The organism is Streptomyces albireticuli (genome assembly GCF_021228125.1).
Classification (GTDB): Bacteria; Actinomycetota; Actinomycetes; order Streptomycetales; family Streptomycetaceae; genus Streptomyces; species Streptomyces albireticuli.
This window is the reverse complement of record NZ_JAJQQS010000003.1, coordinates 225527-252349: the sequence shown is the minus strand read 5'-3', so window position 1 is coordinate 252349 and position 26823 is coordinate 225527. Positions and strand designations below refer to the sequence as shown.

The 26823-nt window shown below is 75.2% G+C and carries 21 protein-coding genes; 10 read left to right on the top strand and 11 right to left on the bottom strand.

Translation table 11 applies throughout. The features are described 5' to 3' along the window. The first annotated feature begins 432 nt into the window (after positions 1-432). Both LUZ64_RS37070 and LUZ64_RS05840 read left to right on the top strand, forming a co-directional pair. Positions 433-1215, top strand: a complete 783-nt coding sequence (locus LUZ64_RS37070) for an AfsR/SARP family transcriptional regulator (protein WP_107426616.1) — start codon at positions 433-435, stop codon at positions 1213-1215. After that, positions 1205-5035, top strand: a complete 3831-nt coding sequence (locus LUZ64_RS05840; protein WP_095581437.1) for an AfsR/SARP family transcriptional regulator — start codon at positions 1205-1207, stop codon at positions 5033-5035. Before LUZ64_RS37070 ends, LUZ64_RS05840 begins: the two co-directional genes overlap by 11 nt. On the opposite strand, the gene LUZ64_RS05835 is transcribed toward LUZ64_RS05840, so the two are convergent. Then, entirely contained in the window at positions 4974-6752 is a 1779-nt protein-coding gene (locus LUZ64_RS05835; RefSeq protein ID WP_095581436.1) for a hydroxysqualene dehydroxylase, read from the bottom strand. The genes LUZ64_RS05840 and LUZ64_RS05835 overlap by 62 nt on opposite strands. Before the next feature lie 175 nt (positions 6753-6927). Here LUZ64_RS05835 and LUZ64_RS05830 point away from each other — a divergent pair, with 175 nt between their 5' ends. Next, positions 6928-7233, top strand: coding sequence for a 4a-hydroxytetrahydrobiopterin dehydratase (locus tag LUZ64_RS05830; RefSeq protein WP_232389783.1), 306 nt, complete (start codon positions 6928-6930; stop codon positions 7231-7233). A 349-nt stretch (positions 7234-7582) separates the two neighbouring features. Here LUZ64_RS05830 and LUZ64_RS05825 read toward each other — a convergent pair whose 3' ends face one another. The 4 genes from LUZ64_RS05825 to LUZ64_RS05810 form a co-directional block, all read right to left on the bottom strand. Further along, positions 7583-8128: an Asp23/Gls24 family envelope stress response protein gene (locus LUZ64_RS05825; RefSeq protein WP_095584923.1), complete on the bottom strand. Its 546-nt coding sequence runs from the start codon at positions 8126-8128 to the stop codon at positions 7583-7585. Between the two features lie 292 nt (positions 8129-8420). After that, a complete protein-coding gene (locus tag LUZ64_RS05820; protein ID WP_232389784.1) occupies positions 8421-9809 on the bottom strand; it encodes a cryptochrome/photolyase family protein in 1389 nt (462 codons plus the stop codon). A gap of 51 nt (positions 9810-9860) precedes the next feature. Continuing rightward, positions 9861-10997 carry a DUF1266 domain-containing protein gene (locus LUZ64_RS05815; RefSeq protein ID WP_095581857.1) on the bottom strand — a complete coding sequence of 379 codons (1137 nt, stop codon included), beginning with the start codon at positions 10995-10997 and terminating at the stop codon, positions 9861-9863. A gap of 155 nt (positions 10998-11152) precedes the next feature. After that, a complete protein-coding gene (locus LUZ64_RS05810; RefSeq protein ID WP_095581859.1) occupies positions 11153-11995 on the bottom strand; it encodes an aldo/keto reductase in 843 nt (280 codons plus the stop codon). A 195-nt stretch (positions 11996-12190) separates the two neighbouring features. Between LUZ64_RS05810 and LUZ64_RS05805 the strand changes: the two genes are divergently transcribed. Both LUZ64_RS05805 and LUZ64_RS05800 read left to right on the top strand, forming a co-directional pair. Beyond that, on the top strand, positions 12191-12769 hold the full coding sequence (locus tag LUZ64_RS05805; RefSeq protein ID WP_095581856.1) for a TetR/AcrR family transcriptional regulator: 579 nt from the start codon (positions 12191-12193) through the stop codon (positions 12767-12769). A 194-nt stretch (positions 12770-12963) separates the two neighbouring features. Then, positions 12964-13725, top strand: a complete 762-nt coding sequence (locus LUZ64_RS05800; protein WP_095581855.1) for an SDR family NAD(P)-dependent oxidoreductase — start codon at positions 12964-12966, stop codon at positions 13723-13725. Here the strand turns inward: LUZ64_RS05800 and LUZ64_RS05795 are convergent. Together LUZ64_RS05795 and LUZ64_RS05790 are read right to left on the bottom strand one after the other, a co-directional pair. Beyond that, positions 13715-15151, bottom strand: coding sequence for an amino acid permease (locus LUZ64_RS05795; RefSeq protein WP_095581854.1), 1437 nt, complete (start codon positions 15149-15151; stop codon positions 13715-13717). The genes LUZ64_RS05800 and LUZ64_RS05795 overlap by 11 nt on opposite strands. Before the next feature lie 84 nt (positions 15152-15235). Further along, the gene (locus tag LUZ64_RS05790; protein WP_095581853.1) at positions 15236-17326 is read right to left on the bottom strand and encodes a phage holin family protein; all 2091 of its coding nucleotides are present in this window, start codon (positions 17324-17326) and stop codon (positions 15236-15238) included. 156 nt (positions 17327-17482) lie between these two features. Here LUZ64_RS05790 and LUZ64_RS05785 point away from each other — a divergent pair, with 156 nt between their 5' ends. From LUZ64_RS05785 to LUZ64_RS05770, 4 genes are all read left to right on the top strand, one after another. Next, positions 17483-18697: a damage-control phosphatase ARMT1 family protein gene (locus LUZ64_RS05785; RefSeq protein WP_095581852.1), complete on the top strand. Its 1215-nt coding sequence runs from the start codon at positions 17483-17485 to the stop codon at positions 18695-18697. Positions 18698-19049: 352 nt separating this feature from the next. Further along, positions 19050-19583 carry a GNAT family N-acetyltransferase gene (locus tag LUZ64_RS05780; protein ID WP_095581851.1) on the top strand — a complete coding sequence of 178 codons (534 nt, stop codon included), beginning with the start codon at positions 19050-19052 and terminating at the stop codon, positions 19581-19583. Positions 19584-19617: 34 nt separating this feature from the next. Beyond that, on the top strand, positions 19618-20400 hold the full coding sequence (locus tag LUZ64_RS05775; RefSeq protein ID WP_095581850.1) for an MBL fold metallo-hydrolase: 783 nt from the start codon (positions 19618-19620) through the stop codon (positions 20398-20400). Then, on the top strand, positions 20397-21014 hold the full coding sequence (locus LUZ64_RS05770) for a DedA family protein (protein WP_232389785.1): 618 nt from the start codon (positions 20397-20399) through the stop codon (positions 21012-21014). The genes LUZ64_RS05775 and LUZ64_RS05770 overlap by 4 nt, the downstream gene beginning before the upstream one ends. A 66-nt stretch (positions 21015-21080) precedes the next feature. On the opposite strand, the gene LUZ64_RS05765 is transcribed toward LUZ64_RS05770, so the two are convergent. From LUZ64_RS05765 to LUZ64_RS05755, 3 genes are all read right to left on the bottom strand, one after another. Next, entirely contained in the window at positions 21081-22106 is a 1026-nt protein-coding gene (locus LUZ64_RS05765; protein WP_095581849.1) for an MBL fold metallo-hydrolase, read from the bottom strand. A gap of 224 nt (positions 22107-22330) precedes the next feature. Then, positions 22331-23539, bottom strand: a complete 1209-nt coding sequence (locus LUZ64_RS05760) for an aminotransferase class I/II-fold pyridoxal phosphate-dependent enzyme (protein WP_095583838.1) — start codon at positions 23537-23539, stop codon at positions 22331-22333. 103 nt (positions 23540-23642) lie between these two features. Then, positions 23643-24548 carry an ANTAR domain-containing response regulator gene (locus LUZ64_RS05755; RefSeq protein WP_248288111.1) on the bottom strand — a complete coding sequence of 302 codons (906 nt, stop codon included), beginning with the start codon at positions 24546-24548 and terminating at the stop codon, positions 23643-23645. Between the two features lie 133 nt (positions 24549-24681). Here LUZ64_RS05755 and LUZ64_RS05750 point away from each other — a divergent pair, with 133 nt between their 5' ends. Then, positions 24682-25941 (top strand): PAS domain-containing protein, encoded by a 1260-nt coding sequence (locus tag LUZ64_RS05750; RefSeq protein ID WP_232389786.1) that lies wholly within the window; start codon positions 24682-24684, stop codon positions 25939-25941. 283 nt (positions 25942-26224) lie between these two features. On the opposite strand, the gene LUZ64_RS05745 is transcribed toward LUZ64_RS05750, so the two are convergent. Continuing rightward, entirely contained in the window at positions 26225-26770 is a 546-nt protein-coding gene (locus LUZ64_RS05745) for a type 1 glutamine amidotransferase domain-containing protein (RefSeq protein ID WP_095584650.1), read from the bottom strand. Positions 26771-26823 lie beyond the last annotated feature (53 nt).

Genomic DNA, 26823 nt, shown 5'->3' with positions numbered 1-26823 from the left:
TTGGTAGGAGGTCCCGGATCCACTCACTGCGACGCGGCGAGTGATTCGACGGTAGCCCAAATGGGCACCCGTGGACCAGAGTTGGCGGGACGTAAAGAGCGCACACGAAGCGACGTCCCCGAACGGGAGTTCCTGCGCGGCCGTGTGCGGTTCCCGCACGGACAGGCGGGACCCCCGGGCTACCACCCCCGAAGGTCCCCGCCCGAGCCATCGCGGACTGGCACGTCACGGAAGGCTTTCCCGTGATGGTGCCACGCCGCGATAAACACCTGAGAAACGCCCGATCGCCCGGCGCTCTGTCTTTGCTCTGCGCTCACTTAACGGCGGCTGAACGGACTGCTACCGTGGGAGCGGGCCGGGCGCGTCCGCGCGCCGCGAAGCCGGGGGGCCGGGGGACAGGCCGACCGGGGCCCGGGGCCAAGGGGGGCGAAGGTGACGGCACTTCGATTCGGGCTGCTGGGCCCGGTGACGGCGGAGTACGCGGGCCGCCCCGTCCCTCTCGGCCCACCGCAGCGGCGCGCGGTCCTCGCCGCTCTGCTGCTCGCCCGGGGCCGGGCCGTGACGGTCGCGGCCCTCCGCGACCGGATCTGGACGGGGTCGCCGCCGGTGTCCGCCGTCGCGGCCATCCAGGTCCATGTGCACCACCTCCGGCGGCTGTTCGCCGAGTACGGCCCGGAGCCCCGCCTGGTGACCCACCCGGGGCAGCCCTCCGACCGCGTCAGCTACGTCCTGCACACGGACCCCGGGTCCGTCGACGCCACCCGCTTCCAGGAGCTCTGCCGGCGGGCGGAGGCCGCGGCGGCGGACGGCGACCCGGCGGGGGCGGCAGCCCTCTTCGACACCGCGCTCGGCCTGTGGCGGGGCGAGCCGTTCATGGACCTCCCGCCCTCCGCGTACTTCGCCAGCGCCCGGCGCGGCCTCGCCGACCTCCGCCTGGACGCGGGCAAGCGCCGGGCGAGCGCCCTGCTGGCGGCCGGGTCCACGGCGCGGGTCGCGGCCGACCTGCTGGACCTGCACGCCGAGCACCCGGGCGACGAGGCCCTCGTCGTCCTGCTCACGACGGCGCTCTGCCGCTCGGGCGCCCGCGCCCGCGCCCTCGACCTGGTCACGGGCGAACTCGACCGCTGGCAGAGCGACTACGGCCTCCGGCCACCCGCCCTGCTGAGGCAGCGCGAGCGGCTGGTCACCGGCGGCGGGTGGCACGATGAGGACTGAGGCGAGCATCCTCGGACCGCTCGTCCTGACCGTCGACGCGGTCGACGTCACCCCCTCGGCGGGACGGCAGCGCAGCCTGCTCGCCGCCCTCCTGCTGGAGCCCGACCGGATCGTCCCCCCGGAGGTCCTCGTCGAGGACATGTGGGGGGCCGCTCCCCCGGCCAACGCCGGTGCGCAGTTGCAGAACTACGTGCATCTGCTGCGCAAGAGGATCGAGCGGGCCGGCGGCCCCGGCTCGGGCATGGCCACACTGGAGCGGCACCCGGTCGGCTATGTGCTGCACGTGACGACGACGGACCACGAGCGGTTCGTCGAACTGCTCGGCACGGCCCGCGAGGAGCTCCACTCCGGCGCGTACGAGCGCTGCCAGGACGCGGTCGGGCAGGCCATGCTGCTGTACCGGGGGCCCGCCTTCGCCGGGGTGCCGCGCCACAGCCGCCGTATGACGGACCGGTTGCGGGACATCGAGGCCGACCGCTGCGCGGCCCTCGCCCTGCGCATCGACGCGCGCCTGCGCCTGGGCAGGCACACCGAGGTCGTCCCCGAACTCCGCGCCCTGGTCCAGGAGTACCCGGCGCACGAGGGCTTCCGCACCCAGCTCTCCTTCGCCCTCTACCACGCGGGCCGTACGGCGGAGGCCCTGGAGGCGTCCGCGGAGCTGCCGCCGGGGGCGCGGGCGGCGCTCCGGAGCTCGTTCCGGGGCAGCGGCCGTGAGCTCGTGGGCCCGGTGCGGCAGGGCGCGGGGAGCTCTACCGCGGACGTCGCGCGGCTCCCGGCGCGCCGCCGCCCACCGGCCGGGGACCGGCTGCGCTTCTCGGTGCTCGGCCCCGTGCGGGCGTGGCGCGGCGAGGAGCCGCTGCACACCGGTTCCCCGCAGCAGCGCGGCCTGCTCGCCGCGCTGCTCCTGCGCGGCCACCGCACGGCCACCGCCGCCGAGTTGCTGGAGGACCTCTGGGGGGACGAGCCCCCGCACGCGGCGCTGGCGGCCCTGCGCACGTACGCCTCGCGGCTGCGCAAGGCCTTCGGGCCCGACGGGGACATCCTCGTCAGCGAGTCCGGCGGCTACGCCCTCCACCTCCAGGACGCCTGGTTCGACCTCGACGCCATGGAGGGCCTCGTCGCGGACTCCGGGCGCGCCCGCGGCGCCGGCGACCCCGTCCAGGCCCTGGCCCGGCTCGACGAGGCACTGGCCCTCTGGGACGGCGAGCCGCTCGCCGGCCTGCCCGGCCCCTTCGCCGAGACGCAGCGCAGCCGTCTGGAGGAGTGGCGGCTCCAGCTGACCGAGTCCCGTGTCGAGCTGCGGATGGAGCTGGGGCGGCACGCGGAGGTCGTCTCCGAGCTGACGGCCCTCACCGCCCAGCACCCCTTACGTGAGCGACTGCGCGAGCTGCTGATGCTGGCCCTGTACCGGAGCGGACGGCAGGCCGAGGCGCTCGCCGTCTACGCCGACACGCGGCGGCTGCTGGCCGACGAGCTGGGCGTCGACCCGGGCCCCGCGCTGTCGGAGCTCCAGCAGCGGATCCTGCACGCCGACACCCGGCTGGACCACGACCCGCCCACGGAGGAGGCCGCCGCCGAGCACGTCCCCGGTCCCGTGCCCGTACGCCCCGCGCAGCTCCCGGCGGACGTACCGGACTTCACCGGGCGGGGCGACCTGGTCGGGGAATTGACCCGGACCCTGGTGGCGGACGAGCACCGGGCGACGGCGGTGTCGGTGCTCACGGGCATCGGCGGGGTGGGCAAGACGACGCTCGCCCTGCACGTCGCCCACGCCGTGGGCGACCGCTTCCCCGACGGTCTGCTGTACGTCGACCTGCGGGGCGCGGGCCCGGACCCGGTGGACCCGGCGACGGTGCTGGGCGATTTCCTGCCGGACCTGGGGGTGCCCGCCGCGCGCGTCCCGGCGGGCGTCGCCGCCCGGTCCGCCCTGTACCGGTCGCTGCTCGACCGCAGGCGCACGCTCGTCGTCCTGGACGACGCCCGCGACGCCGGGCAGGTCCGGCCACTGCTGCCGGGGGCGCCGGGCAGTGCCGCGATCGTGACGAGCCGGGCGCGGCTCAGCGGCATCTCGGGGGCGCGTCAGATCGACGTGCCGGTGATGGACCGCGGGGAGGCGCTTCTCCTGTTCACCCGGATAGTGGGCGAGGAGCGGGTGACGGCCGAGCCGGAGGGGTCCCTGGAGGTGGTGGAGGCGTGCGGCCGGCTGCCGCTGGCCGTCCGGATCGCCGGATCCCGGCTCGTCGCCCGCCCTTCCTGGTCCGTGGGCACGCTGGCCGCGAAGCTGGCGAACGAGCGCAGGCGCCTCGACGAGCTGCGGGCCGGCGATCTGGTGATGCGGTCCACGTTCGAGCTGGGCTACGGCCGGCTGACGCCGCCTCTGGCGCGCGCCTTCCGGCTGCTGGGAACGGCGTCCGGGCCGGACTTCTCCCTGCCCGCCGCGGCGGCCCTGCTCGGCTCCGGGGCGGACGACGACAGCCTCGACGAGGTCGAGGAACTACTCGAATCACTGGTCGACAGCAGCCTCCTGGAGTCTCCCGCGCCACTCCGCTACCGGTTCCACGACCTGGTACGGCTCTACGCCCGTGCCTGCGCCCGGCGTGACGAGCCCCCGGAGGAGCGGCGCGCGGCCACCACCCGGCTGCTCGGCTTCCAGCTGTGCTCGGCGACCGTCGCCCAGCTGACCCTGCGTCCACGGGACCGCGGCTCGCGGCACCTGGCGCGGGGGACGGGGTTCGGGCTGTCCTTCGACGACCGCGGGGAAGCCCTGGAGTGGCTCTTCGCCGAGGCGGGGAGCGTGCTCGCCACCGTGGAGGACGTCATGGCGGAGCCGCCGGAGGTCTCCGACGAGGACCTGCGCCGGGCGGTGGACACCCTGTGGGCGATGGGCGACGTCCTGGAGGACGGGGAGAGCGCGGACCGGTTCGCGGACGCGGCCGGAAGCGTCGCGGCCGTCGCGGAGGAGCGCGGAGCGCGGCTCGTCGAGGCACGGGCGCGGTATCTGCTCGTCAAGGGGCACGAGATCGCCGGGCGGATCGAGGAGGCCGAGGCCGAGGTCCGCCGGGCCGAGATCGCCGCCGTCACGGTCAGGGACCCTCTCTCGCTGGGCCACGTGCTGCGGCTGAAGGGCTCGCTCTCCCGCCGCGGCCACGAGCGGGAGCAGGCAGCGAAATACCTCGGCTTCGCCCTCGACGAATTCCGCGGCGACGGGAACGACACGGGCGAGGCGGTCACCTTGGCGAGCCTCTCCCGCCTCCGGCTGGACGGAGGCGGGGTGGACCGGGCGCTGGAGGACGCACGGCACAGCGTGCGGATCCTGCGGGAACCGGGGGGCACCCCGGAGCTGGGCACCGGCCTCAACGCCCTGGGGCTGGCCCTGGAGCGGGCCGGGGACCTCCGGCGGGCGGTCGAGGCGCTCGACGAGGCCCGCGCCCTCTTCCACGAGTGGCACCAGCGGCGCCGGGAAGGGCTGGCGCTGTTCCGGATCGCCAGGATCCGGCTCTCGCAGGGCGCCCCGTCGGTCGCGGCGGACCTCGCGGAGCAGGCGCTCGGCGCCCTGGCCGGCGTCGGCAGCGACCGGCGCCGGGCCAAGGTGCTCCTCCTCCTGGGCCGGGCGCTCGACGGCCTCGGGGAGACGGACCGCGCCCGGAGCGCCTGGCAGGAGGCGCTGTCCCGCTACGGGCCCGAGGACTCTCCCGAGGCCGACACCGTACGCATCCTTCTCGAGACCCAGGCCGCGAGAAGGATGTTCGCCGACCCGGCTACCCCAGGTCGAACGCGTTCCGCAGGCCCAGCCTGTACCGCACGGCGTCCTGCGCCTTGACGACCTCCAGCTCCGGCGCGCGGTAGAGCGGTGTGACCGTGCACCGTTCGGCCCGCGAGCCCACCGTGTCCAGGAGGGCGTTCACGGCGGCGCGGGCCGAGGCGTTGGCGCCTTCCATGGTGGCCAGGTCGACGTCCGTGGTCACGTAGTCGCCGCAGAGGAAGAGGTTGGGGATCGCGGTGACGGCGTCGGGGCGGTTGAACCAGGTTCCCACGGGGTGGATGAGCAGTTGCTCGTCGTTGGTCGGCCGGGGGACGCCGATCTCGACGGCCGGGTCCAGGAACCAGGAGTGCAGCTTGGAGTCGCTGAGGACCGTCCGGCCCGTGTCGTTGAAGCCGGCCTTCAGCTGCGCCCACACCTCGCGGGCGACCTCCTCGCGGGTGCAGTCCTTGGCCTTCTTGCCGTAGAGGATGCCGGGCTTGTCCCACTCGGAGACGTCCACCGAGAGGCAGTCGGCGGCGGTGCCGTCGCCGTAGTCCGCGCGGAAGTCCCGCCCGGACCAGTACTGTGCCTGGCCGACGGCGGTGAGGGACCAGGGCGAGTCGATGTGGTTGATGTGGCCGTGGACGATGGGCGTGGGCTCGGTCAGATAGAACTGGATGCCCGTCATCCAGTCCGTCCGGAGGTCGTCGCAGCGGGCCAGGCGCGGGTCCGCTGCGCGTACGGACGCGTTCCAGGTGGTACGGGCGTGCTCGACCGGCATCGCCGAGACGAAGTGGTCGGCGGTCACCGAGTGGCGGGCGCCGGACGGGTCCTGGACGACGGCCGCGGTGATCCGGCCACCGTCGATCCCCAGGTCCCGTACGGGCCAGCCGACGCGGAAGGTGACGCCCAGCGACTTCAGGTGTGCCACCCAGGGGTCGATCCACGCCTCGTTGGTGGGGGCGTTGAGCACCCGGTCGGGTTCGCCGTCCGCGCCACGGCCCAGGACGTTGAAGAGGAACGCCTCGGTGACGTTGCAGACCGTCCTGGTACTGGCCACCTCCGCCTTGGTCGCCACGATGTTGCGGGTGATGCCGATGGCGAGCAGCCGCTGGTAGTTCGGTGACATCCGGGCGGCCTTGATGTAGTCCCACCAGGGGACGCGCTCCCAGCGTTCGAGCCGGCGCTCGTCGCAGCTGGTGAACCAGACGAGCAGCCGGTTCGCGAAGTAGGCGATCTCGTGGGCCGGGATGTTCCCGAAGGCGTCGAAGAAGCCGGTCAGGGCGCGGAGCAGCGCGTCGGGGGTGAGGACGGGCGGCGGCTTGCCGATGCTGCGGAAGGGGATGCGGATGTCCTCGTGGCCGATGCGGGAGAACAGGACTTCGCTGGACGCGACGAGGTTGTCGTGGCAGCCGTTGGGGTTGCCGGGGAAGGGGATGCGGCGCAGGGTGTCCGGCAGGTTGCGGTAGAAGCCGGGGATGAAGCGGAAGCCGTGCTCGCCGGGCAGCGGTCTGCGGCCGCCCCGGGCGCTGCCGGGCACATCCATGCTGCGGGCCTTGCCGCCCGGTGACTTCTTCTCGTACACCGTCACCTCGAAGCCGCGCTCGGCGAGTTCGTGCGCGGCGGTGAGTCCGGCGACGCCGCCGCCGAGCACCGCGACCTTCCGGCCGCCGGGTGTTCCGCGGGGTGCGGCGGCGGCCGTACCGCCGAGTGCCGCCGTGCCGAGCGCGGCCGTTCCGGCGACGGCCGCCGCCCCGCCGATGAATCCTCTGCGCGTGCTGCCCGTACCGCCCATGTCAGCCCCTACCGTCGGCAACGCCTGTCCTTCCGGCCGCAGGAGCATAGGAGTGTCACCCTGAGCCCGGAAGGGCGCGTCCGACGCGCGGCGGGGCGCCGCGCACAATGGCGCGAAAGCGCCCCAGTCCCGTGGGACGCTTGTGCCACCGGCATCCACGACGAAGGGGACACCCATGGCCGTCGAACCGCTCTCGCAGAAGGACGTCGAGGACCGCCTCCAGGAACTGCCCGGCTGGACCACGGACGGCGACGCCATCAGCCGTACGTACTCCTTCGAGGGCCACTTCCCGGCGGCGGCCATGGTGATCCATATCGCCCAGATCCAGGAGGAGTTGGGACACCACTCTGATCTGACGCTCGGTTACAACACGGTGCGGCTGACGGTGAACACGCACAGTGCGGGCGGCAAGGTGACGGGGCTGGACGTGGAGCTGGCCCGGCGGGTGGAGGCGGTCGCGCCTGCCCATGGGGGGCGCTGAGCGCTTGGCCGGGGGGTGGGTGGGGTGGCGGCGCAGGTGGCGGCCGGGGCGCTTCGCCCGCAGGCCCCTCTCCGCGCGGTGGCGCCTCAACGCCGGCCGGGCCGGATTCCGCCGAGGCCGGCTCTCCCGTGCGGGGAAGGGGCGGGGTGGGTCTTCCCCACTCCGCCCCTTCCCTCTGCATCCGATGTGCGGCTCCGCCGCGTGGCGGGGGCTCCGCCCCCGGCCCCCCTTCCGCGCTACCGCGCGGTGTCCTCAACGCCGACCGGCCGGCTTTCGGGGCGGAGCCCCGCCGCGTGGCGGATACAGCGGGCAGGAGCGGGGGCGGGGAACAAGCCCCCGCCGGGCGCGGCTACCGGACGCGGGCCTCGCTCTCCGGCGGTTCCTCGTCGTCCGGGAGCCGTACGTCCACCACCGCGATGTTGACCTCCACGACCTCCAGGCCCGTCATCCGCTCCACGGCCGAGATCACGTTCTCCCGCACCTCGCCCGCCACCTCCGTGATCGGCACCCCGTAGGCGACGACAAGGTCGAGGTCCACGGCCGTCTGCCGCTCCCCCACCTCGGCCTTCACCCCGCGCGTGACGTTCGACCGGCCGCCCGGCACCCGTTCGCGCACCGCGCCCAGCGTGCGGGCGAAGCCGCCGCCGAGGGCGTACACACCGGGCACCTCGCGGGCGGCCAGGCCGGCGATCTTCTCCACGACGCCGTCGGCGATGGTGGTCCGGCCGCGGGTGGCGGCGGGGGTGTGCGCGCCGGGGGTGCTGACCTGGACGGTGGTGCCGGTGGTGGTGCCGGTGGTGGTGCCGGTGGTGGTGTCCGCGCCGACGCCGGTTCCGGTGCCGCGCTTGCCGGCCGGGCCGGCGGGCTGGGGGGAGCTCGTCGTTTCCGTCGTCATCGCCGTCTCTCCTTCGGCTCTGCGGATCGTCGGGGGCGCGCTGCCCGACTTCTGTCCGCGTGGGGACGGCTTATCCCTGACCGGGATGAGGGCGGGGGTGGTTTTCCCCTACCCGCCGCTTCCCACTGCATCCGATGTGCGGCTCCGCCGCGTGGCGGGGGCTTCGCCCCCGGGCCCCCTGTCCGCGCTACCGCGCGGTGGCCTCGAACGCGGCCGGGGCAAGCGGGCCTGGGCGAAGCCCCCCGCCACGCGGCGGAGATGCAGCGGGAAGGCGCGGGTGGGGAAAAACCGTTCACACCAACCCCCGCCCCCTCCGGAACCGGCCCGCCTCCTCCCCCGGGTCCACCACCGGCTCCGGATACCCCCCGCGGTCCCGTTCCGGCAGCCGCCAGGGCTCGTGCACCGCCCGTCCCTCCACCCCGCGGAGCTCCGGCACCCAGCGCCGCACGTACTCCCCGCGCGGGTCGAACCTCCTCGCCTGGGTCAGGGGGTTGAGGACCCGGTTCGGGCGGGTGTCGCTGCCGGTGCCCGCCACCCACTGCCAGTTCAGCTGGTTGTTCGCCACGTCCCCGTCGACGAGGAGGTCCAGGAAGTGCCGGGCGCCCAGGCGCCAGTCGAGGTACAGGGACTTGGTGAGGAAGCTCGCCGCGAGCAGCCGGGCCCGGTTGTGCGTCCAGCCCTCGTGGGCCAGTTGCCGCATCGCCGCGTCGACCACCGGATAGCCCGTACGGCCCTCCCGCCACGCCGCGAGCTCGCGGGCGTCCTCGTGCCAGCGGTCGTGCCGGGGGCGGTAGTCGTGCCAGGACGCGTCCGGGCGGGCGGCCAGCAGCTGGTGGTGGAAGTCGCGCCACGCCAGCTGCCGTACGAACGCCTCGGCGCCCTCCCCCGGGCCGCCCGCCCCGCCCCCGGCCGCCGCCCGCGCCCGCGTGACCAGTTCCACCGGCGACAGACAGCCGAAGTGGAGGTACGGCGAGAGCCGCGACGTGGCGTCGCCCGCCAGGTCGTCGTGGCGGTCGGCGTAGCGGGCCAGCCCGCCGCGCCGCCAGGCGTCGAAGCGGCGGCGGCCCGCCCGCTCGCCGCCCTCGGGCAGGGCCGGTGAGAGCGGCGCGTCCCGGCCGGTCAGGGCCGCGGCCGAGGGGAGCGGCTCCGAGCGCACCTCGGGCACCCGGAGGGCGCGCGGGGCGTCCGCCACCGGCCGTAGCGCCTCGGCGGACCAGCGGCGGAAGTAGGGGGTGAACACCGCGAAGTGGTCCCGGCCCGCGGGCAGCACGGCGCCCGGGGCGACCGCCGTGATCACGGCGTCGTGCACGCGCAGCCCGCGCCCGTCCGCCTCCAGCGCGGTCCGCAGCCGTTCCTCGCGGCGCAGGGCGAAGCCGCTGACGCCGCCCGCGAGGTGCACCTCCCCCGCGCCCGTCCCGGCGGCCACCCGGCAGGTCTCCTCGACCACGTCCCCGCGCCGCACCACCAGCCGGCCGCCCCGTTCGCGCAGCCCCGCGTCCAGGTCGGCGAGGCAGTCGGCCAGGAACGCCGCGCGGTTGGGCACCGCGAAGCCCGTCGCGGCGAGGTCCTCGTCGACGACGAAGAGGGGGACGACCCGCCGCCCGGCGCGGACGGCGCCGCGCAGTACGGGGTTGTCACGCAGCCGCAGATCCGCGGTGAACAGGGCGATCGCTGCATCCACCCGCCGATTGTGCGCCCCCGGTGTGCCGGGCGCCCGTTCGCGGGGCCGTCACTACCAGGTGATGTTGAGCCAGGGACTGCCCGGGTCGGCGGCGAGCGTCCGGTGGGCCTGCCGCGCGGCGTGGCCGGGGTCCTCCGCGCCCTGGCGCAGCGCCCGGCCCAGCAGGAACCCCGCGGAGAACGACTGCCAGGAGGGGTACGCGCGGGCGCTGCGGACGCCCGCCTCCACGACGACCCGTTCGGCCTCCGCCGGGTCGCAGCAGCGGGCGGCCAGGCCCAGCCGGGCGACGGCGACCGCGCACCCGAGGTCGTACGCCACCGCCGAGCAGGCGCGGCCGTCCGGCGGCAGCAGACCGTCCCGGCGGAGCCCGTCCTCGCACCCGGCGACGCGGACGACGACGTCGTCCAGGGCGCGGATCTCCTCTCGGGAGGCGGCGCGGTGCAGCATGACGTGCGTGACGGACTGCCGCCACCGGTCGGTCGCCGGCACCCGGCCCTCGTGCTCCGCCATGCCCTCGCGGGCGCGCAGCGCGAACTCCGCGTCGCGCCCGGCCCCCTCCCCGGCGAGGAGGCGGTCCGTCAGCCACCGCCATCCGGTCGGGTCGGTGACGCCCCAGGCGTCGCGCAGGGCCGCGCGGTCGGCGTCGTAGTCGTGGTGGACCGCGCCGAGGACGTTCCAGGGCAGCGCCTCGGCCACGGCGAGGGGCGCGCCGCAGGCCAGGCCCCGCGCGAGCGGTCCGTGCAGCGGTCCGGCGAGGCTCGTCACCAGCACGCCCGCGGCGGGGCGCGGGGTATCCGCGCAGACCTCCAGCCATGCCTCGCGGTCCAGCGGGGTGGCCGGGACGGCCGTCCCGCCGGGCAGGCCGGGGTTCACGGCCAGCCACCACTTGTCGTGGGGCCACTCCTGGGCGAGTTCGGCCAGCGAGGTCCGCTGGAAGACCCAGTCGGGCCGCCAGGGCGGCAGCGCGCCACGGGTCAGCACGGGGAGGGCGCGCTTGCCGGTCACCGGATCGCGGTAGGGGGCGAGCGGCGCGGGCGGTACGAGGCCGTCCGCCTCGGCCCTGGCGACTCCCACGAACAGGTCCGCCTCGGCGAGCGCGCCGATCTGGCCGTCCCAGTCCCCGCGCGCCGTCGACTCGTGGAGCCTCCGCTCGATGTCGGTCGGCGGTGTCCAGGGCGCGAACTGCATGACCGGGAGTCTAGGGAAGGGGCGGCGCGGCGCCGGCCGCGGGGCCGCCCGCGGAGCCCGCGGGCTGTACGGGCGCCCCCGAGCCGGTGCCGTACCGGTGGCCCGGCGGCCCCGGCGACCCGGGCAGCCCCGCAGCCCGATCGTCCGGCGACGGATCAGTACTGGTCGAACTCGTCCGGGTCCGGGCCCAGCCGGGTGCCGCTGTCGAGGCCGGCGAGCGTCCCGAGGTCGTCGGCGTCCAGCTCGAAGCCGAAGACGTCGAGGTTCTCCCGGATCCGCGAGGGGGTCACGGACTTCGGGATGGCCACGTTCCCGAGCTGGAGGTGCCAGCGGAGCACGATCTGGGCGGGCGTCCGGCCGTGCTTGGCGGCGAGGCCCGCGATCGTGGCGTCCTCCAGCAGGCCCTTGCCCTGGCCGAGGGGTGACCACGCCTCGGTGGTGATGCCGTGGCGGGCGTGGAAGGCGCGGAGCCCGGACTGGGCGAGGTGGGGGTGCAGCTCGATCTGGTTGACCGCGGGGACCACGGAGGTCTCGTCGAGGAGCCGCTCCAGGTGCGGGACCTGGAAGTTGGAGACGCCGATCGCCCGGGCCCGGCCGCTCTCCGCGATCTCCGCGAAGGTCCGCAGGATCGTCAGGTAGTCGTCGCGGAAGGCGCGCGGCCAGTGCAGCAGGTAGAGGTCGACGTGGTCGAGGCCGAGCTTGGCCAGCGAGGCGTCGAACTCCCGCAGGACGTTGTCGCGCGTCCAGGTCTCGGAGGCGCTGTTCCACAGCTTGGTCGTGACGAACAGGTCGGCGCGGGGGATGCCCGACGCGGCGAGGGCCTTGCCCGTGCCCTCCTCGTTCCCGTAGACCGCCGCCGTGTCGATGCTGCGGTAACCGGCTTCCAGGGCGGTCGCGACGGCCGTGGTCGCCTCGGCGTCGGGGACCTGCCAGACGCCGAAGCCGAGCCGCGGCATCTCGACGCCGTTGTTGAGGGTGATGGTGGGGACCATGCTCACGAACACTCGATTCTTACGGTTCTCGCCTTACTCGTTACTCGGAGGAGCAACGGGCTCCCACCCAGATCCATTCCCGATACACGCATTATGGATATGCGCTGTTCGGGCGGATCTGCCGCGTGCGCCACAAAGGGTCGCGGACTCCAGGGCGATTCTTTCTTGACCGACCGTTCCAGATACCGCTACCTTGATCACGTGGCCAGGACAAAGGAATTCGACCCCGACGCCGCCCTTCAGTCAGCCCTGGAGCTGTTCTGGGAGCGCGGCTACGAGGCGACGTCGATGGCGGACCTCGTCGGACACCTCGGCGTCGCGCGGGCCAGCCTCTACGCGACGTTCGGGAACAAGCACGAGCTGTACCTGAAGGCACTGGAGCGCTACGGCGAGCAGTCCACCGTCCTGGAGGAGCTGTCGCAGCCCGGCCCGGCACTGCCCGCGGTGCGGGCGCTGATCCGCCGCTTCGCCGACGAGTCGGCCTGCGACGAGCTGCGGCGCGGCTGCTTCATCACCAACACGGCGGTGGAGCTGGCGCCGCACGACCCGGCCGCGGGCCGGCGCGTCGAGCGGAGCTGGGACGGCCTGGAGACGGCGCTGACCTCGGCGCTGATGCGGGCCAGGGCACAGGGCGAGCTGCCCGCCGGGCGGGACCCGGCGGGGCTCGCGCGGATGCTGCTCGTACTCATGCAGGGCATGCGGGTGGTGGGGAAGGCCGCGCCCGCCGGCTCGGCCCGACTGCGGGACGCGGCCGACCAGGCGCTGTCCCTGCTGGACTGACCCGTCAGGGTCCCCGCTGAACCGACCCGTCAGGCAGACACCGCCTTCGCCGGACCGGCCCGTCAGGGCCGAGGACCCGGGGCCGTCGGCCGGTTTCGCCGACGGCGTGGCTCCCCTGCCGCTCCGCATGCCCTTATTCAAGAACGACCGTTCTTTTTATTCCATCGTTTTCTTCATCTTCGAGGAGTCATCCCATGACCGCACGCTTCACCGGCAAGACCGTCCTCGTCACCGGCGGCGGCACCGGCATCGGCCGGGCCATCGCGCTCGCCTTCGCCCGGGAGGGCGCCAAGGTCGTCGTCGCGGGCCGCCGGGAAGAGCCCCTGAAGGAGACCGTCGGCCATGTGGAGGCCGAGGGCGGCGAGGCCGTCGCGATCACCGCGGACGTCACGCGGGCGGAGGACGTACGGGCCCTCGTGGAGCGGACCGTCGAGCGCTTCGGCGGGCTCGACGTGGCGGTCAACAACGTCGGGATGCTCACGGCCCCCGCCAAGATCGCCGACATCGACGAGGACGACTGGGACCGGCTGATGGACACCAACCTCAAGGGGATCTGGCTGTCCATGAAGTACGAGATCGGCCACATGCGCGCTCATGGCGGCGGCGCGATCGTGAACATCGCGTCCAACCTCGGCGCGCACATGCGCCTGGGCACGCTCGGCGCGTACGCGACCAGCAAGGCCGCGGTCTCCACGCTCACCCGCAACGCCGCGCGGGACCACATCGGCGACGGGGTCCGGATCAACGCCGTCAGCCCGGGGCCCGTGGAGACCCCGATGTCCTCCCGGCCCGGCGAGTCCTCGCTGGACAAGGCCGAGCGGATGAGCCGCGACGTGCCGGTCGGCCGCGCGGGGACCCCGGACGAGATCGCCGCGGCCGTGCTCCACCTCGCCTCGGACGAGGCCGGCTACACCGTGGGCGCCGACCTCGTCCTCGACGGCGGCATCACCGCTTGACGGGCTCGGCGGGCTCGGCGGGCTCGGCCGCTTCAGCGGCTTCGGCAGTCCCGGCGGCGGGCACGGTGGCCACTGCCTCCCCGGCCGCCTCCGCCGTCCCGGCCGCCTCCCCCGCCGGGCGGCGGGCCGCCAGCCAGACGTAGACGATGATGCCGGTGAAGAGGAAGAGCACGCCCTGGTAGACCGCGGCGTAACCGGCCCCGGCGACCAGCCAGAAGGAGAAGGCGAACGCGCCGAGCGCGAGCACCATGTCACGCGTGAACCGGGCCGGGCGGACCTTGTCGCGCCGGCCGGTCAGCAGGAAGTACATCTGCGCGGCGGCGGCCAGCAGGTACGGGACGGTCGCCGAGAAGGTCGTGATCAGGACGAGGATCTCGAAGACCCCGGCCACCCCGGTGGTGTAGTTGAAGACCGTCAGCAGCGTGGCGAGGACCGTGGCGGTCAGCACGCCGAACGTCGGCACCCCGCGCCGCTTCTTGGCGAAGACCGCCGGGAACAGCCCGTCCTTGGCGGCGGCGTACGGGGCCTGGGCGCTCATCAGCGTCCAGCCGTTGAGCGCGCCCACGATGGAGATCACGGCGCAGGCGGCGATCAGCGTGCCGCCCCACTCGCCGCCGAACATCACGTTGACCGCGTCGGAGAACGGGGCGGTGGACGTGACGAGCTTGTCGTGCGGGACCGAACCGAAGACCGAGAGGGTGCCCAGGAGGTAGACGACGGCCGCGCCGATGGTGCCGAGCACGCTGGCCCGTCCGACGTTGCGCTCCGGGTCGCGGACCTCGCCGGCGCTCATCGCGGCGGACTCGACGCCCACGTAGCTGTACAGCAGGATCGCCGCGGAGGCGGTCAGCCCGCCGGTCCAGTTGCCGTCGCCGGCGGTGAAGGAGCCGAGGTTGCCGGGGTCGAAGAAGAACAGCCCGATGACCGCGACGAACAGCAGCGGGACGAACTTCATCACCGTGGAGATCATCTGCACGGCGCCCACCCAGCGCGTGCCCGCCAGGTTCGCCAGGGCGGGCAGCCAGAGCATGGCCAGCGCCACCAGCAGGTCCTGGGACTTCGAGCCCCCGCCGGTCAGCACGTGGAAGTAGCCGACGCCCGCGACGGCGAGGGCGGCGTTGCTGACCCAGGTCATGGTCCAGAACGACCACGCGGAGAGGAAGCCGGCGAAGTCGCCGAAGGCCTCACGGGCGTAGACGTACGGGCCGCCGGTGCGCGGATGGCGCTCGGCGAGCCGGCCGAAGACCAGCGCCAGTGCGATGGCGCCGACCGTGAGGACGCCGAAGGCCAGCAGGCTCACCGTGCCGAAGGGCGCGACGGAAGCCGGCAGCAGAAAGATGCCGCCGCCGATGATGTTGCCCATGACCAGGGCCGTGGCGGTCGGTAGGCCGAAGCGGCGGGTGTGTGTGCCGTCGGTGTCGTGCATGAGGTGGTGCGCCTCTCGTCCTGCGGGCAGGTCGCGGGGTCGTGCGACAGCGCATGGTGCAACGGAGCGCACCCCTCCGCAAAATCACTCGGTTTTGTCCCGCAGGGCGGGCCCGGTGACCGCAAAAGGTGCTGGCATATCGCCCACGGGCAGTGATTCGTCCGCCCGCCGATCAAGCGGAATCCGGTCCACCGGTATTTGGGGCTCCGTGGCCTCCCGCAGCCACCGCCGCAGCACCCGGTGCACCCGCTCCGCGCCCACCAGCTCCGCGCCGTCCGGCACCGGCGCGCTCAGCTCCTGGGGCCACAGCAGGAACGGGCGGCCCTGCTCGCCGCCCAGCCCGCCGTGCGAGCCGATCTGCTCCTCGAAGGCGTGCACCGCGCCCGTCGCCGGGTCGTAAGCGGAATTGACCATGATGTCCGCCGTGTGCGGGAACCCGGCCGTGCGCCGCACGGCCTCCGCCGCGCCCGGCCCGAGGGCCCGCAGCGGGCTCTCCCCGACCACGTCCCCGGTCTCCAGGCGGTGCTCGGCGCCGTCCGGCCCCAGCACCACCGGGCCGTGCTCCTCCGACCGTACGAGCAGGAAACCGATCCCCGGGTGGTCGGCGAGGACTCGCAGCAGCCCGGGGTGACGGCGGTCGATCTCCTCGCGGCTCGCGCGGCCCGGCAGGTCCGGGAAGGAGACCAGGCCGAGGTTGCCCGAGGCCAGCACGACCGGCGGCCGGCCGGCCCCGGACGCTCCCGCCGCCCGCGCCCGCAGCACCAGCTCCTCCAGTGTCAGGCCGTAGCGGCCGGCGAAGGTCTCGCCGGGGCTCTGGCCGTGGTCCGAGAGCAGCACGATCCGGTACGGGCGCGGCGCGTGCCGGACCACCCTGGCGATCAGCGCGACGGCCCGGTCCAGGTCCCGCAGCACCTGGTGGGTGTCGCGGCCGCGCGGGCCGGAGTGATGGGCGACCTCGTCGTAACCGACGAGGTCGGCGTAGACGGAGGTGCGGCCGGAGAGGACGTCACCGAGGACGGCGGCGACGACCACGTCCCGCTCGACGACCGTCGCGAAGGCGCGCACGAAGGGGTAGAGACCACCGCGCGGCAGGCGCGGGGACTCCCGGCGGATCCTGGCCCGGAGGGACTGCCCGATCTCGCGGAGGACCTCCGCGACGTAGGAGACGGCGGTGCGGGTGGCGTTGGCGGGGTCGGAGAAGTAGGCGAAGTAGCCCGAGCGCGAGCGGTTGTGCCGGCCGCGCCGGGCGGCGACGGACAGCACGAGGGCGACCTGGTCCGCGCCGCCGCTGAAGAGGTTGCCCCGGCTGGCGCCGTCGGCGGCGAGCAGCCCGCCGTCGCCGGTGCGGGCGACGGCGCGCCGCTGGAGCTCGGCGGCCCCGGCCGGCCGGCCGCTGACGAGCACCTCGCCGGTCTCCTTCTCGTACCAGCGGAAGGCGGGCACGTCCTCGTTGGAGCCGTGCAGGATGGCGAGCTGGCTGGCGCCCGTCTGGCTGGACCAGTCGGTGCGCCAGGGGGTGAGCCGGTGGCTGGTGGCCGCCCATCCGGCGAGGGTCGGCATCAGCGGCCCCTTGCGGCGCCCGCCGGAGCCCCGGCGCTCGCGCAGGGCGTCCCGGAGCACGTCGTGGCCGACGCCGTCGAGCTGGAGGAAGACGGTGCCGGGCGCCGGGCGTGGGCCGGCGCGCTCGCCGCTCCGGCGCCGACCGCGGCCGGCGAGCCGGGCCAGCCTGCGCCCGTACGCGGCGTCGTCGCGCATGGCGAGGAAGGTGCCCGCCGCGGACGAGGCCGCCGACATCGCGGCGGCCACCACCACGGCGGTCTCCGGTTCGGCGGCGCCGCTGCCCACGGGGATCAGGGCGAGCGCGATCAGCAGCAGCGACCCGTTGAGGAAGAAGACCAGCAGCCCCAGTACGAACGCGGGCACCAGCAGCAACGCCCGTACCAGCACCGGCCAGACCACGGCGCCGAGCAGGCCGAACACCCCCGCGCCCAGCGCCGCGGCGATCGCGACTCGGGTGGCGCTCTCGCCGTCGGCGGACTGGAGCCGGAAGTCGGGCAGGACGGCGGCGAGGACCAGCATCGTGACCGTGCCGGCCGCCCAGGGACCGACGACCTCCCGCCACCGCTCCCTGGCCGACCTGCCGAAACGACGAATCGAGTCGCGCGCACGCCCCATGCTTGAAGGGTAGGCGAAGGCTCCGGAAGGCCCGGGTCCCTTCCCCGGCGGTCCTGGGAATCTCCCCGGACCACGTCATGTCCACTGCTGCACGAGACCGCCCCAAGTCCCCTTTCTCCCGATTCTCCCAATCCCCCGAGACGAAGCGAGCCCCGGATGAACGACCGGCACACCCCGACCCCGCACCCCACCGGATCCGCGTCCGGCCCCGCCCCGGCGTTCGGCATCGCCGACCCGGCGGGGTTCGGCCGGGGCGTCTTCCACGAACGCCACCCCGCCCTGATCCGGCGGCTCTGCGAGAGCAACCCCTACGGCCCCGGGCAGCGCTCCCGGCTCCGGGAGCTGGTGGCGGAGTCGGCCTCGGACACCGCCGTCGTCCGGCCGCCGGAGGAGACGACGCCGGGCCGGGAGCGGTGGCTCGCGTGGGGGCGGGAGTACTTCGGCGAGCCCTGGCGCGACGTGCCGTTCCTCTGGGCCGAGAGCTACTTCTACCTGCGGCTCCTGGAGTGCGTCGGGTACTTCGCGCCGGGGCCCTGGCAGGGGGTGGACCCGTTCGCCCCCATGAAGGCCGCCGAACTGGCCGATCCCGCGCTGGAGGCCGACACCGCGTGGCTGGACGGGCTGGACCGCTCGGAGCCGGCCGAGGCGTTCCGCGCCCTGCTGCTGGCGTCCCTGTACGGCAACCGCGCGGATCTCGGCTTCCGGCTGGTGCGCGACGGCGGCGCCGAGGACGGCGTCCCCCTGCTCGCCGACGACGGCGAGGCGCTGTGGCGGCACCTGAGCGGGCGTCCCCCGGGCGACGTCCACGTGATCCTGGACAACGCGGGGCGCGAGCTCCTCGCCGACCTGCTGCTCGTCGACCACCTGCTGCTGACCCGGCGGGCCGAGTCGGTCGTCCTGCACGTCAAGCCACGGCCCTACTTCGTCTCCGACGCGGTCACCACGGACGTACGGGACTGCCTGGTGCGGCTGTCCTCCTTCGACGGCGAGGCGGGAAAGGCCGCGGGGCGGCTGCGGGAGGCGGCGGCCGCCGGGCGGCTGCGCGTGGAGGGCGACGACTTCCTCTGCTCCCCGCTCGGTTTCGGCGAACTGCCCGGCGGGCTGCGGGCGGCGCTCTCCTCGGCCGCGCTGTGCGTGTTCAAGGGGGACCTCAACTACCGGCGCCTGGTGGGCGACCGGGCCTGGCCTGCGACGCGGCCGTTCGCGGAGGCGGTCGCGGGGGTGCCGGGCCCGCTCGTGGCGCTGCGCACGCTGAAGTCGGACGTGGTGGTCGGGCTCCGGCGGGAGACCGTGGACCGCGTGGAGGCGGCCCGGCCGGGGTGGCGCACGGACGGGTCGCAGGCGCTGGTGCAGGCGCGGCTGGAGGGCTGAGCGGGGCGTACGGACGTGACGAATCCGTACGGCGGGGCGTCTTCCGTGCGGGACGAGCCGGCGTCTCCGTACGGGACGGCCGGACGTGGCCGTACGGGACGGCCCGACGTGGCCCTGCGGGACGGCCCGACGTGGCCCTGCGGAATGCCGCCGACGTCCCCGTGCGGGATAGCCGACGTCTCCGTACGGGATAGCCGACGTCTCCGTACGGGATAGCCGACGTCTCCGTACGGGATAGCCGACGTCTCCGTACGGGCCGTGCGTTTCCCACCGTTCGTCACGGCTCCCGCATTCACCGGTGACCCTGCCGTCCCAGGGCTTTCACCCCGCCCCGGCTGGGCAGGATGCCGGCATGACCACCCTTCGTACCCCTCGACTGACGCTGCGCCGCTGGCGCGAGGACGACCTCGGCCCGCTGGCAGAGATCAACGCCGACCCGGAGGTGATGCGCTGGATCGGCGACGGCTCGGTGCTGGACCGGGAGGAGACGGCGGCGGCCGTCGCGCGGTGGGAGCGGGAGTGGGAGGAACGGGGGGTCGGGCTGTTCGCGGTGGAGGTGCGGGAGACGGGCCGGCTGGCCGGGTTCGCGGGGCTGTCCGTGCCCGAGTACCTGCCGGAGATCCTCCCGGCGGTGGAGATCGGCTGGCGGCTCGGCCGTTCCCACTGGGGGCGGGGCCTGGCCACCGAGGCCGCGCGGGCGGTGCTGGACTTCGCGCTGCGGGACCGTGGCGTGGGCCGGGTGGTGAGCGTGCACCGGGTGGGCAACGACTCCTCCGCGAAGATCATGCGCAAGCTCGGGATGCGGCGGGACCGCGAGACGACGGATCCGGTGCACCGGGTGCCCGTGTGTGTCCATGTCATCGAGGTGGCGGGGGGTCGCCCGTAAGGTGGGAGGCGCGGACGAGTCCTGGAGGTGCCCGGTGCCGGTGGAGATCACCTGGTGGGGGCATGCCACCGTGACGGTGGAGGACTCGGGTACGCGCGTGCTGACCGATCCGCTGTTCGTCCGGCGGCTGGCGCATCTGCGCCGCCGCCGGGGCGCGGTCCCGCCGCCGGCGGCGGCCGTCGCGAACGTCGTCCTCGTCTCGCACCTGCACGCGGACCATCTGCACCTCCCGTCCCTGGCCCGGCTCGCCCCCGGTACGCGCCTGGTGGTGCCCCGGGGCGCGCCGGCCGCGGTGCCGGGCCTGGGCAGGCTGGCCGCGGCACGGGGCCTGCGGATCAGCGAGGCGGGCCCCGGGGACGTGGTGCGCTGCGGCGAGGTGCGGATACGGGCGGTGCACGCGGAGCACGACGGGCGCAGGCTGCCGTACGGGCCGCACCGGGTGCCGGCGCTCGGCTATGTGGTGCACGGCGAGGCGGCGACGTACTTCGCCGGGGACACGGGCTGGTTCGAGGGCATGGCGGACGAGGTGGGGACGGTGGACGTGGCGCTGCTGCCGGTCGGCGGCTGGGGCCCGTTCCTGGGCCACGGCCACCTGGACGCGGGCCGGGCCGCGCGGGCCCTGGCCCGGCTCGGGGCGCCGGTGGCGGTGCCGGTGCACTACGGCACGTACTGGCCGATCGGCATGGACGGGGTGCGCCCGCACGAATTCCACGCGCCGGGCGAGGAATTCGTCCGCCTCGCGGGGCGGCTCGCGCCGAAAGCCACGGTGCACCGGCTGGGCCACGGCGAGTCCGTGCGGCCGTTGGGGGCGGTGTGATCGGTCCGCTCGCCGGGGCGGTGGCCCGGGCGGTACCGCCGGAGTCGACCCAGCAGGCCGTCGGCTACCCCTCGTTGTTCCTCCTGGTCGCGCTGGGCGCCCTGGTGCCGGTGGTGCCGACGGGGGCGGTGGTGAGCTCGGCGGCCGTGGTGGCCTTCCACCAGAGTTCGCCGTTCTCCCTGCTGTGGGTCTTCCTGGCCGCCTCGGCCGCGGCGTTCCTCGGCGACATGGCGCTGTACGGACTCGGCCGGCGCGGTGTCGCCTCCCGCAACGGCTCGCGCTGGCTGAACCGCCTCCGCGACCGCGCCTCCCCCGAACACCTGGCCCGTGCCCGCACGAAACTCGACGAGCACGGGGTGACGGTCCTCGTCCTGTCCCGCCTGCTCCCGGCGGGCCGCATCCCCGTGATGCTGGCCTGCCTCCTCTCCCGCGTCCCCCCGTCCCGCTTCGCCCGCGGCGACGCCCCGGCGTGCCTGGCCTGGGCGGCGACGTACCAGGTCATCGGCGTCCTCGGCGGCTCGCTCTTCGCCCGGCCGTGGCAGGGGGTGGTGGCGGCGGTCGCGGTGACGGTGCTGGTGGGGGCGGTGCCTTCGGTGTGGCGGCGGGTGCGGTAGCCGGCTCCGCCGGGTCCGACCGCCCACGTGCCATCCGGTCTCCGGGCCTCCGGACGCCCGTGGCTTTCACCGACCCGGCGTCAGCACCCGGGAGCCGCCCACCGGGAGGTCCCAGAGGTTCTCTCGGGGGCGGCCCGTCGCGGACCAGGCGGCGCGGACGCGGTGGAGGGGTTCGAGCGGGGGCTCCGCGGAGAGCAGGAAGGTCGACCAGTGCATGGGGGCCATCGCGCGGGCGCCCAGGTCCTGGCAGGCGCGGACGGCCTCCTCGGGGTCGGTGTGGACGGGGCCGAGCATCCAGCGCGGGTCGTACGCGCCGATGGGCAGCAGGGCCAGGTCGATGCCGGTGTAGCGGTCGCCGATGCGGGAGAACCAGTGGCCGTAGCCGGTGTCGCCGGCGAAGTAGACGCGCTGCCCGGCCGGGGAGGTCAGCACCCAGCCGCCCCACAGCGAGCGGCAGGTGTCGGTCAGGGTGCGTTTGCTCCAGTGGTGGGCGGGGACGAAGTCGAAGCGGACCGGGCCGGCCGGGCCGGGCAGTTCGACCGCCTCCCACCAGTCGAGCTCGGTGACCCGGGTGAAGCGGCGGCGGCGCGCCCAGCGGGCGAGGCCGGCGGGCAGCAGCAGCGGGGTGTCGCGGGGCAGCCGCTTGAGGGTGGGCGCGTCGAGGTGGTCGTAGTGGTTGTGGCTGATGACGACCGCGTCGACGGGCGGCAGGTCCTCCCAGCGGACCCCGACCGGGGTGAGCCGGGGCGGCGTGCCGAGGATCCTGCGGGACCAGACGGGGTCGGTGAGGACGGTGAGGCCGCCGACGCGCAGCACCCAGCTGGCGTGCCCGGCCCAGGTGACGGCGGTCGTAGCCGCGTCGACGACGGGCAGCGGGCCGGGCTCGACCGGCAGCGCCGGGACCTCCCGGAGCGCCTCCGGGCTCGGCCGCAGCCTGCCCTCGCGGGCCAGTCTGGCCAGGGCGCGGACGCCGGGCAGCGGCGCGGTGAGGCGGTCGACGAAGGACCGTGGCCAGACGCGTCGTTCGCCGAGGGGGCGGGGATCGCCGAGCGGGCGGCGCTCGGCGAGGGAGCGCTCGGTCTGTTCGGTCATCGAGGGGGCTCCATTCGGTGGGGAACCGGGGCGGTGCGCCGCGCGGCCCCGGGCGACGGCCGGGGCCCGCGGCCGCGGGCCGGCACCGTGGCCGGGGCGGGCGGGCGCGGGGCGCGACGGGCGCGGTCGGTACGTACGGGGTGGCCGGGCCGGCCCGAGGGGCCGGCCGGGCTCGGGGTGCCGGGGGTGCCGGTGCGGACGGAAGCGGTCGGCACGACGGTAGGTCAGCCCGCCGCGAGCCGGCTGAACGCCGATGCGAATTCGGTCAGTGCCGCGCCGACCTCCGGCAGGGCCAGCGGATCCGGGCTGTCCAGGGCGCGTTGCCGCTGGTCGTCGGTGGTGCCGAGGAGCGGCGGGGTGGACAGCCGGACCCGGAGGTCGTCGGGGGCGTCGCCGAAGCGGTGACCGCCGGGCACGGGGCGGCCCAGAGCCGCGCTGAGGTGGGCCTCCAGCTCCACGGAGTCGGTGATGGCGCGGGCGGCGAGGGCGCCGCGCAGCTCGCCGAGGTCGGCGTAGAGATAGGGGCCGGCCTCCGGGGGACGGCTGAGCACACCGAGCTTGTCGAGCCGCTCGCGGGCCGCCGTGGCCAGAGTGGCGTAGAGCCGGACGGCGGCGGCGGTACGGGCGCGCACGGGCGCGGGCTCGGCGAGGGCGTACGCGGCCGCCTCGGCCACGGGGGGCGGCAGTTCGGCCCGTACGGCGGTGAGGGCGGTGGTGACTCGGGCGCGGAGCACCGGACCGCGGCCGGTGGCGGGGAAGCGGGCCACGGCGACGGGCCAGGCCGTGGGGGCGAGGGCGCCCGCGAGGTCGGTGAGGACGACGACGTCCTCGGGCCACATCTCGGCCGGGCCGAGGAAGACGGTGCCGCCCGGGTCGTGCCGCGTGTCGCGCCAGGTCTCGTCGCTGATGACGGTCAGCCGCTCGGCGATCGCCGCCTCGCAGACCTCGTGCAGGAGTTCGGGCGGGGCGACGCTGCCGGTGGGGTCGTCGGCGACGGACAGCAGCAGCACCCGGGGCCGGCCGCCCTCGGCGCGGATCCGGCGCACGGTCTCCAGCAGGGCGAACGGGTCGGGGACGCCGCCGCACTCGGCCGGTACGGGCACGTGGAAGGCGGGCCGCCCGGCGAGCCTGGCGAGCGGCGCGTACCAGGCGGCGCAGGGCCGGGTGAGCAGGACGTCGCCGCCCGCCGCGGCGAGCAGGGCGAGCAGCAGCGGCTGGGCGCCGGGCGCGGCGACGACGTGGCCGGGGTCGGTCGGCAGGCCGCGGCGCGCCCAGTAGCCGCAGGCGGCGGCGAGCAGGCCGAAACCCCCTCCCGGGGGTTCGGGCTCGCTCCGCGCGGCGGCTCCGGCCAGCCGCGCGGCGAGCTCCGGCAGCACGGGCAGGCCCCGCTCCGGCGCGGCACCGGCCGGCAGCGCCGGAAGGCTCGCCTGCATCTGTCCGTACCTCCGCCCGCGTCCGTCCTGCGTCCACCTTCGCAGATCATGGGTGGCGCGGCGGTGCGACACGGGCCGGGAGGGTGAGCGTCGGCCGGGCGGCTCAGGCGCGGCCGAGGGTCCGTCCGAGGCCCTGGCCACGGGTGGCGATCACGGTGTCGGCCACCTCGGCGAGCCTGAGGTTGGTGTGCTGGGAGTGCCGGCGCAGTACCGCGAGTGCCTCGTCGGCGTCACAGCCCAGGGCGCACATGACGATGCCGCGGGCCTGGTCGACGGCGGGCCGGCGGCGCAGCGCCGTGTCGAGCTGGTCGACCTCGGCGAGGGCGGCGCGGTAGCGGCGGTCGCGGTCGAAGCCGGAGGCGGCGAGGTCGCCCAGCTCCTCGGCGGCGCCCCGGCAGGGGGCGTCCAGGCAGCCGGGGCGGAAGCCGTAGACCGTCAGCGCCAGGTCCAGGGAGTCACGGCGGAAGACGAGCGTGGCGCTGGAGCGCAGGCCCGCGTCGAGGGCCCTGGCCCGGTAGCGCGGCCAGCGGTGGTCGTGCAGCAGGTCCTCGGCGGTGGCGGGGGTGCCGGAGCCGAGGGCTTCGGGCACCGGGCCCTCGCCGGTCTCCAGTTGGACGGCGACGAGCGCGGACAGGTCCGGGTGGGTGGCGGCCGTGCACGGCTCGGGTTCCTCGTCGGTGACGGCGGTGGTGCTGGCACCGCAGCTGTCGGGGGCGCAGCGCACGGCGCGTTCGACGAGGCGGGCGAGGCCACGGCCGAGGGTGGGGACGGCGCCGAGGGTGGGGACGACGCCGGTGAGGATGCCGGGTTCGGTGCCGATGCCGACATCGGTGACGGCGTCGGCATCGGCCGCGCCGGGGCCGCCGGGACGGCCTGCGCGGCCGGGCGCCGGACCGGCCGCCGGGTCCGGCGGCGGGCCGGACGGCGGCACGAGCGTCGGACCGGCCGTCGGTTCAGGCATCGGTTCGGACATCGCATCGGGCATCGGATCGGGCATCAGCTCCGGCATGGGCCACAACTCCTTCGGTTCCGGGGTCCGGGCGGCCCGCGCCCTCCGAGGTTCCGGCTGCCCTCCCCCGCCGCCGGGAAACAACCGCCGGTAAGCGGAGTGCCCTGTGGGGTGCGGGGGTTACCGTGTGCGCATGGCCGAGTCCGAGGAACTGGGCGCGCGGCTCGCGGACTTCCGCAGACGCGTCGAGGAGCTGTGCGGAGCACGGGCACTGCCGTCGCACGAACGACTGTCCGCGCTGGACGCCGCCCTTTTCGAACTCCAGTACGCGGCCGAGTTCTTATGGCCCCGGTACGAGGCGCTGGCCGCACGCGGGGTACGGGGCGCGGACACCCGGGAACAACAGCTGCTGCGCGCCCTGTTCCAGCGGATCCCCCTGGCCGTGGTCCTGCTGGACGGCGAGTCGGTCGTACGGCGGCTGAACTTCGCGGCCACGCGGATGTTCGCGGCGCGTGCGGGGTTCGCCACGGGCCGCTCCCTGACGGGCTCGCTGCGGCACGACGGGCGGGCCGCGTTCCGCAGCCATGTCGCGGCGGTGGCCCGGGGCGAGGGCGGGCGCAGCCTGGTCGTACGGCTGCCGGGGGCGGAGGCGGACCCGGCGCTCCGGGCGACCCTCACGGCGCTGCGTCCGCCGGGTGAGCCGCGCACGGCGGTGCTGGCCGTGTTCCAGCCGGTGGACGGGGCCGCGCCGGAGCCGACGGGTGCCCGCACGGGGCCGGGGGCGCAGGAGGCGCAGGGGGCTCCGGTGGTACGTGCCCGGCGGGGCCGCGCGGGCCTCCCGGCCGCGGCCGCTCCGGACCCGGTCGAGGTCACCCGCCATGCCGAGTTGCTGGACCTGGTCGACACGATGTCGACAACCCTCCTGCGCACGGCGGGGTCACCACCGGAGCGGGTGCTGGAGCGGGCGGCGGCGGTGCTGTACGGGCGGTTCGCGGACTGGGTGGTGACGGATCTTCACGACGGCGGGCGGCTGCGGCGGGTGACGGTGTACGGGCCCGGGTGCGAGCCGGGGGGTGAACCTGAGCCCCAGCCCCAGCCCCAGGCCCAGCCCCAGGCCACGGCCGCGCCCGGCGGTGGACTCGCCGACGCCTTCGCCCGTCAGGACCCCGCGTCCTGCCCGCTCGTCGTGGAGGCCGCCGCCGGCAGCCCGGCCTTCCAGGTACGCCCGGACGACGCCGAGCTGTTCGGCCGGGACGCGGAGGGGGCGCCGCTGCTGGTCCGGGCGGCGGTCACGTCGCTGCTGTGCGTACCGCTGCGGGCGTCGCCGGGGGCGCCGGTGCGGGGGGTGCTGACGCTGTTCCGGGCGGGGGCGCGGCGGGCGTTCGCGATGGCGGAGGCGGGGGTGGTGGACCGGGTGTCGCGGCATGTGGCGCTGGGGATGGGGGTGGGGTGAGGGTGCGGGGGCCGTGGCGGGGCGGGTGGGGCGCCGCTGCGCGGGGCTTTGTCCCCTACCCGCCCCTTCCCGGAACCGGGGGCTTCGCCCCCGGGCCCCCTTTCCGCGCTTCGCGCGGTGTCCTCAGGCGCCGGACGGGCTGATTTCAGCTCGTCCGGCGTTTGAGGACCGGGGTCCGGGGCGGAGCCCCTCACGCGGCGGAGCCGCACATCGGATACAGCGGGAAGGGGCGGGTAGGGGACAAAGCCCCGCGCAGCGGCACCCCCACCACCCGCACCCGCCGTCACGGATGCGGCACCCGCCTGAACACCGCCAGAAACGCCTCCCGGAACGCCTTCAGATCATCCGGCTTACGGCTCGTCACCAGCGTCGTAGGCCCCGCCGTACACACCTTCACCGGCTCGTCCACCCACTTGCCCCCCGCGTTGCGGATGTCCGTGCGCAGGCTCGGCCACGACGTCAGCGTGCGGCCGCGCACCACATCGGCCTCCACCAGCGTCCACGGCGCGTGGCAGATCGCCGCGACGGGCTTGCCCGCGTCGAAGAAGCCCCGGACGAAGGCGACGGCCCGCTCGTCCAGGCGGAGCGCGTCGGGGTTCGCGACCCCGCCGGGGAGCACCAGGGCGTCGTACTCCGAGACACCGGTGCCGCCGACGACCTTGTCCACGGGGAAGGTGTCGGCCCTGTCGAGGTGATGGAAGGCCCGGACGGTCCCGGAGTCGGTCGATACGAGCACGGGGGTGCCGCCCGCCTCCTTCACGGCCTGCCACGGATCGGTCAGTTCGACCTGTTCGACGCCCTCGGGCGCCACGAGGAATGCCACGTTCATGGGAATGAGGTCCTTTCCGGACGGTCGGGAAGAGGGGCGTCCCCCGAGGCGGG

Excerpts from the sequence above, each read along its gene's own strand:
- LUZ64_RS05840 (WP_095581437.1), top strand. The coding sequence starts at position 1,205 with ATGAGGACTGAGGCGAGCATCCTCGGACCGCTCGTCCTGACCGTCGAC.
- LUZ64_RS05815 (WP_095581857.1), bottom strand. The coding sequence starts at position 10,997 with ATGCAGTTCGCGCCCTGGACACCGCCGACCGACATCGAGCGGAGGCTC.
- LUZ64_RS05800 (WP_095581855.1), top strand. The coding sequence starts at position 12,964 with ATGACCGCACGCTTCACCGGCAAGACCGTCCTCGTCACCGGCGGCGGC.
- LUZ64_RS05785 (WP_095581852.1), top strand. The coding sequence starts at position 17,483 with ATGAACGACCGGCACACCCCGACCCCGCACCCCACCGGATCCGCGTCC.
- LUZ64_RS05760 (WP_095583838.1), bottom strand. The coding sequence starts at position 23,539 with ATGCAGGCGAGCCTTCCGGCGCTGCCGGCCGGTGCCGCGCCGGAGCGG.
- LUZ64_RS05835 (WP_095581436.1), bottom strand. The coding sequence starts at position 6,752 with ATGGGCGGTACGGGCAGCACGCGCAGAGGATTCATCGGCGGGGCGGCG.
- LUZ64_RS05755 (WP_248288111.1), bottom strand. The coding sequence starts at position 24,548 with ATGCCGGAGCTGATGCCCGATCCGATGCCCGATGCGATGTCCGAACCG.
- LUZ64_RS05830 (WP_232389783.1), top strand. The coding sequence starts at position 6,928 with ATGGCCGTCGAACCGCTCTCGCAGAAGGACGTCGAGGACCGCCTCCAG.
- LUZ64_RS05750 (WP_232389786.1), top strand. The coding sequence starts at position 24,682 with ATGGCCGAGTCCGAGGAACTGGGCGCGCGGCTCGCGGACTTCCGCAGA.
- LUZ64_RS05825 (WP_095584923.1), bottom strand. The coding sequence starts at position 8,128 with ATGACGACGGAAACGACGAGCTCCCCCCAGCCCGCCGGCCCGGCCGGC.
- LUZ64_RS05795 (WP_095581854.1), bottom strand. The coding sequence starts at position 15,151 with ATGCACGACACCGACGGCACACACACCCGCCGCTTCGGCCTACCGACC.
- LUZ64_RS05765 (WP_095581849.1), bottom strand. The coding sequence starts at position 22,106 with ATGACCGAACAGACCGAGCGCTCCCTCGCCGAGCGCCGCCCGCTCGGC.
- LUZ64_RS05745 (WP_095584650.1), bottom strand. The coding sequence starts at position 26,770 with ATGAACGTGGCATTCCTCGTGGCGCCCGAGGGCGTCGAACAGGTCGAA.
- LUZ64_RS05780 (WP_095581851.1), top strand. The coding sequence starts at position 19,050 with ATGACCACCCTTCGTACCCCTCGACTGACGCTGCGCCGCTGGCGCGAG.
- LUZ64_RS05790 (WP_095581853.1), bottom strand. The coding sequence starts at position 17,326 with ATGGGGCGTGCGCGCGACTCGATTCGTCGTTTCGGCAGGTCGGCCAGG.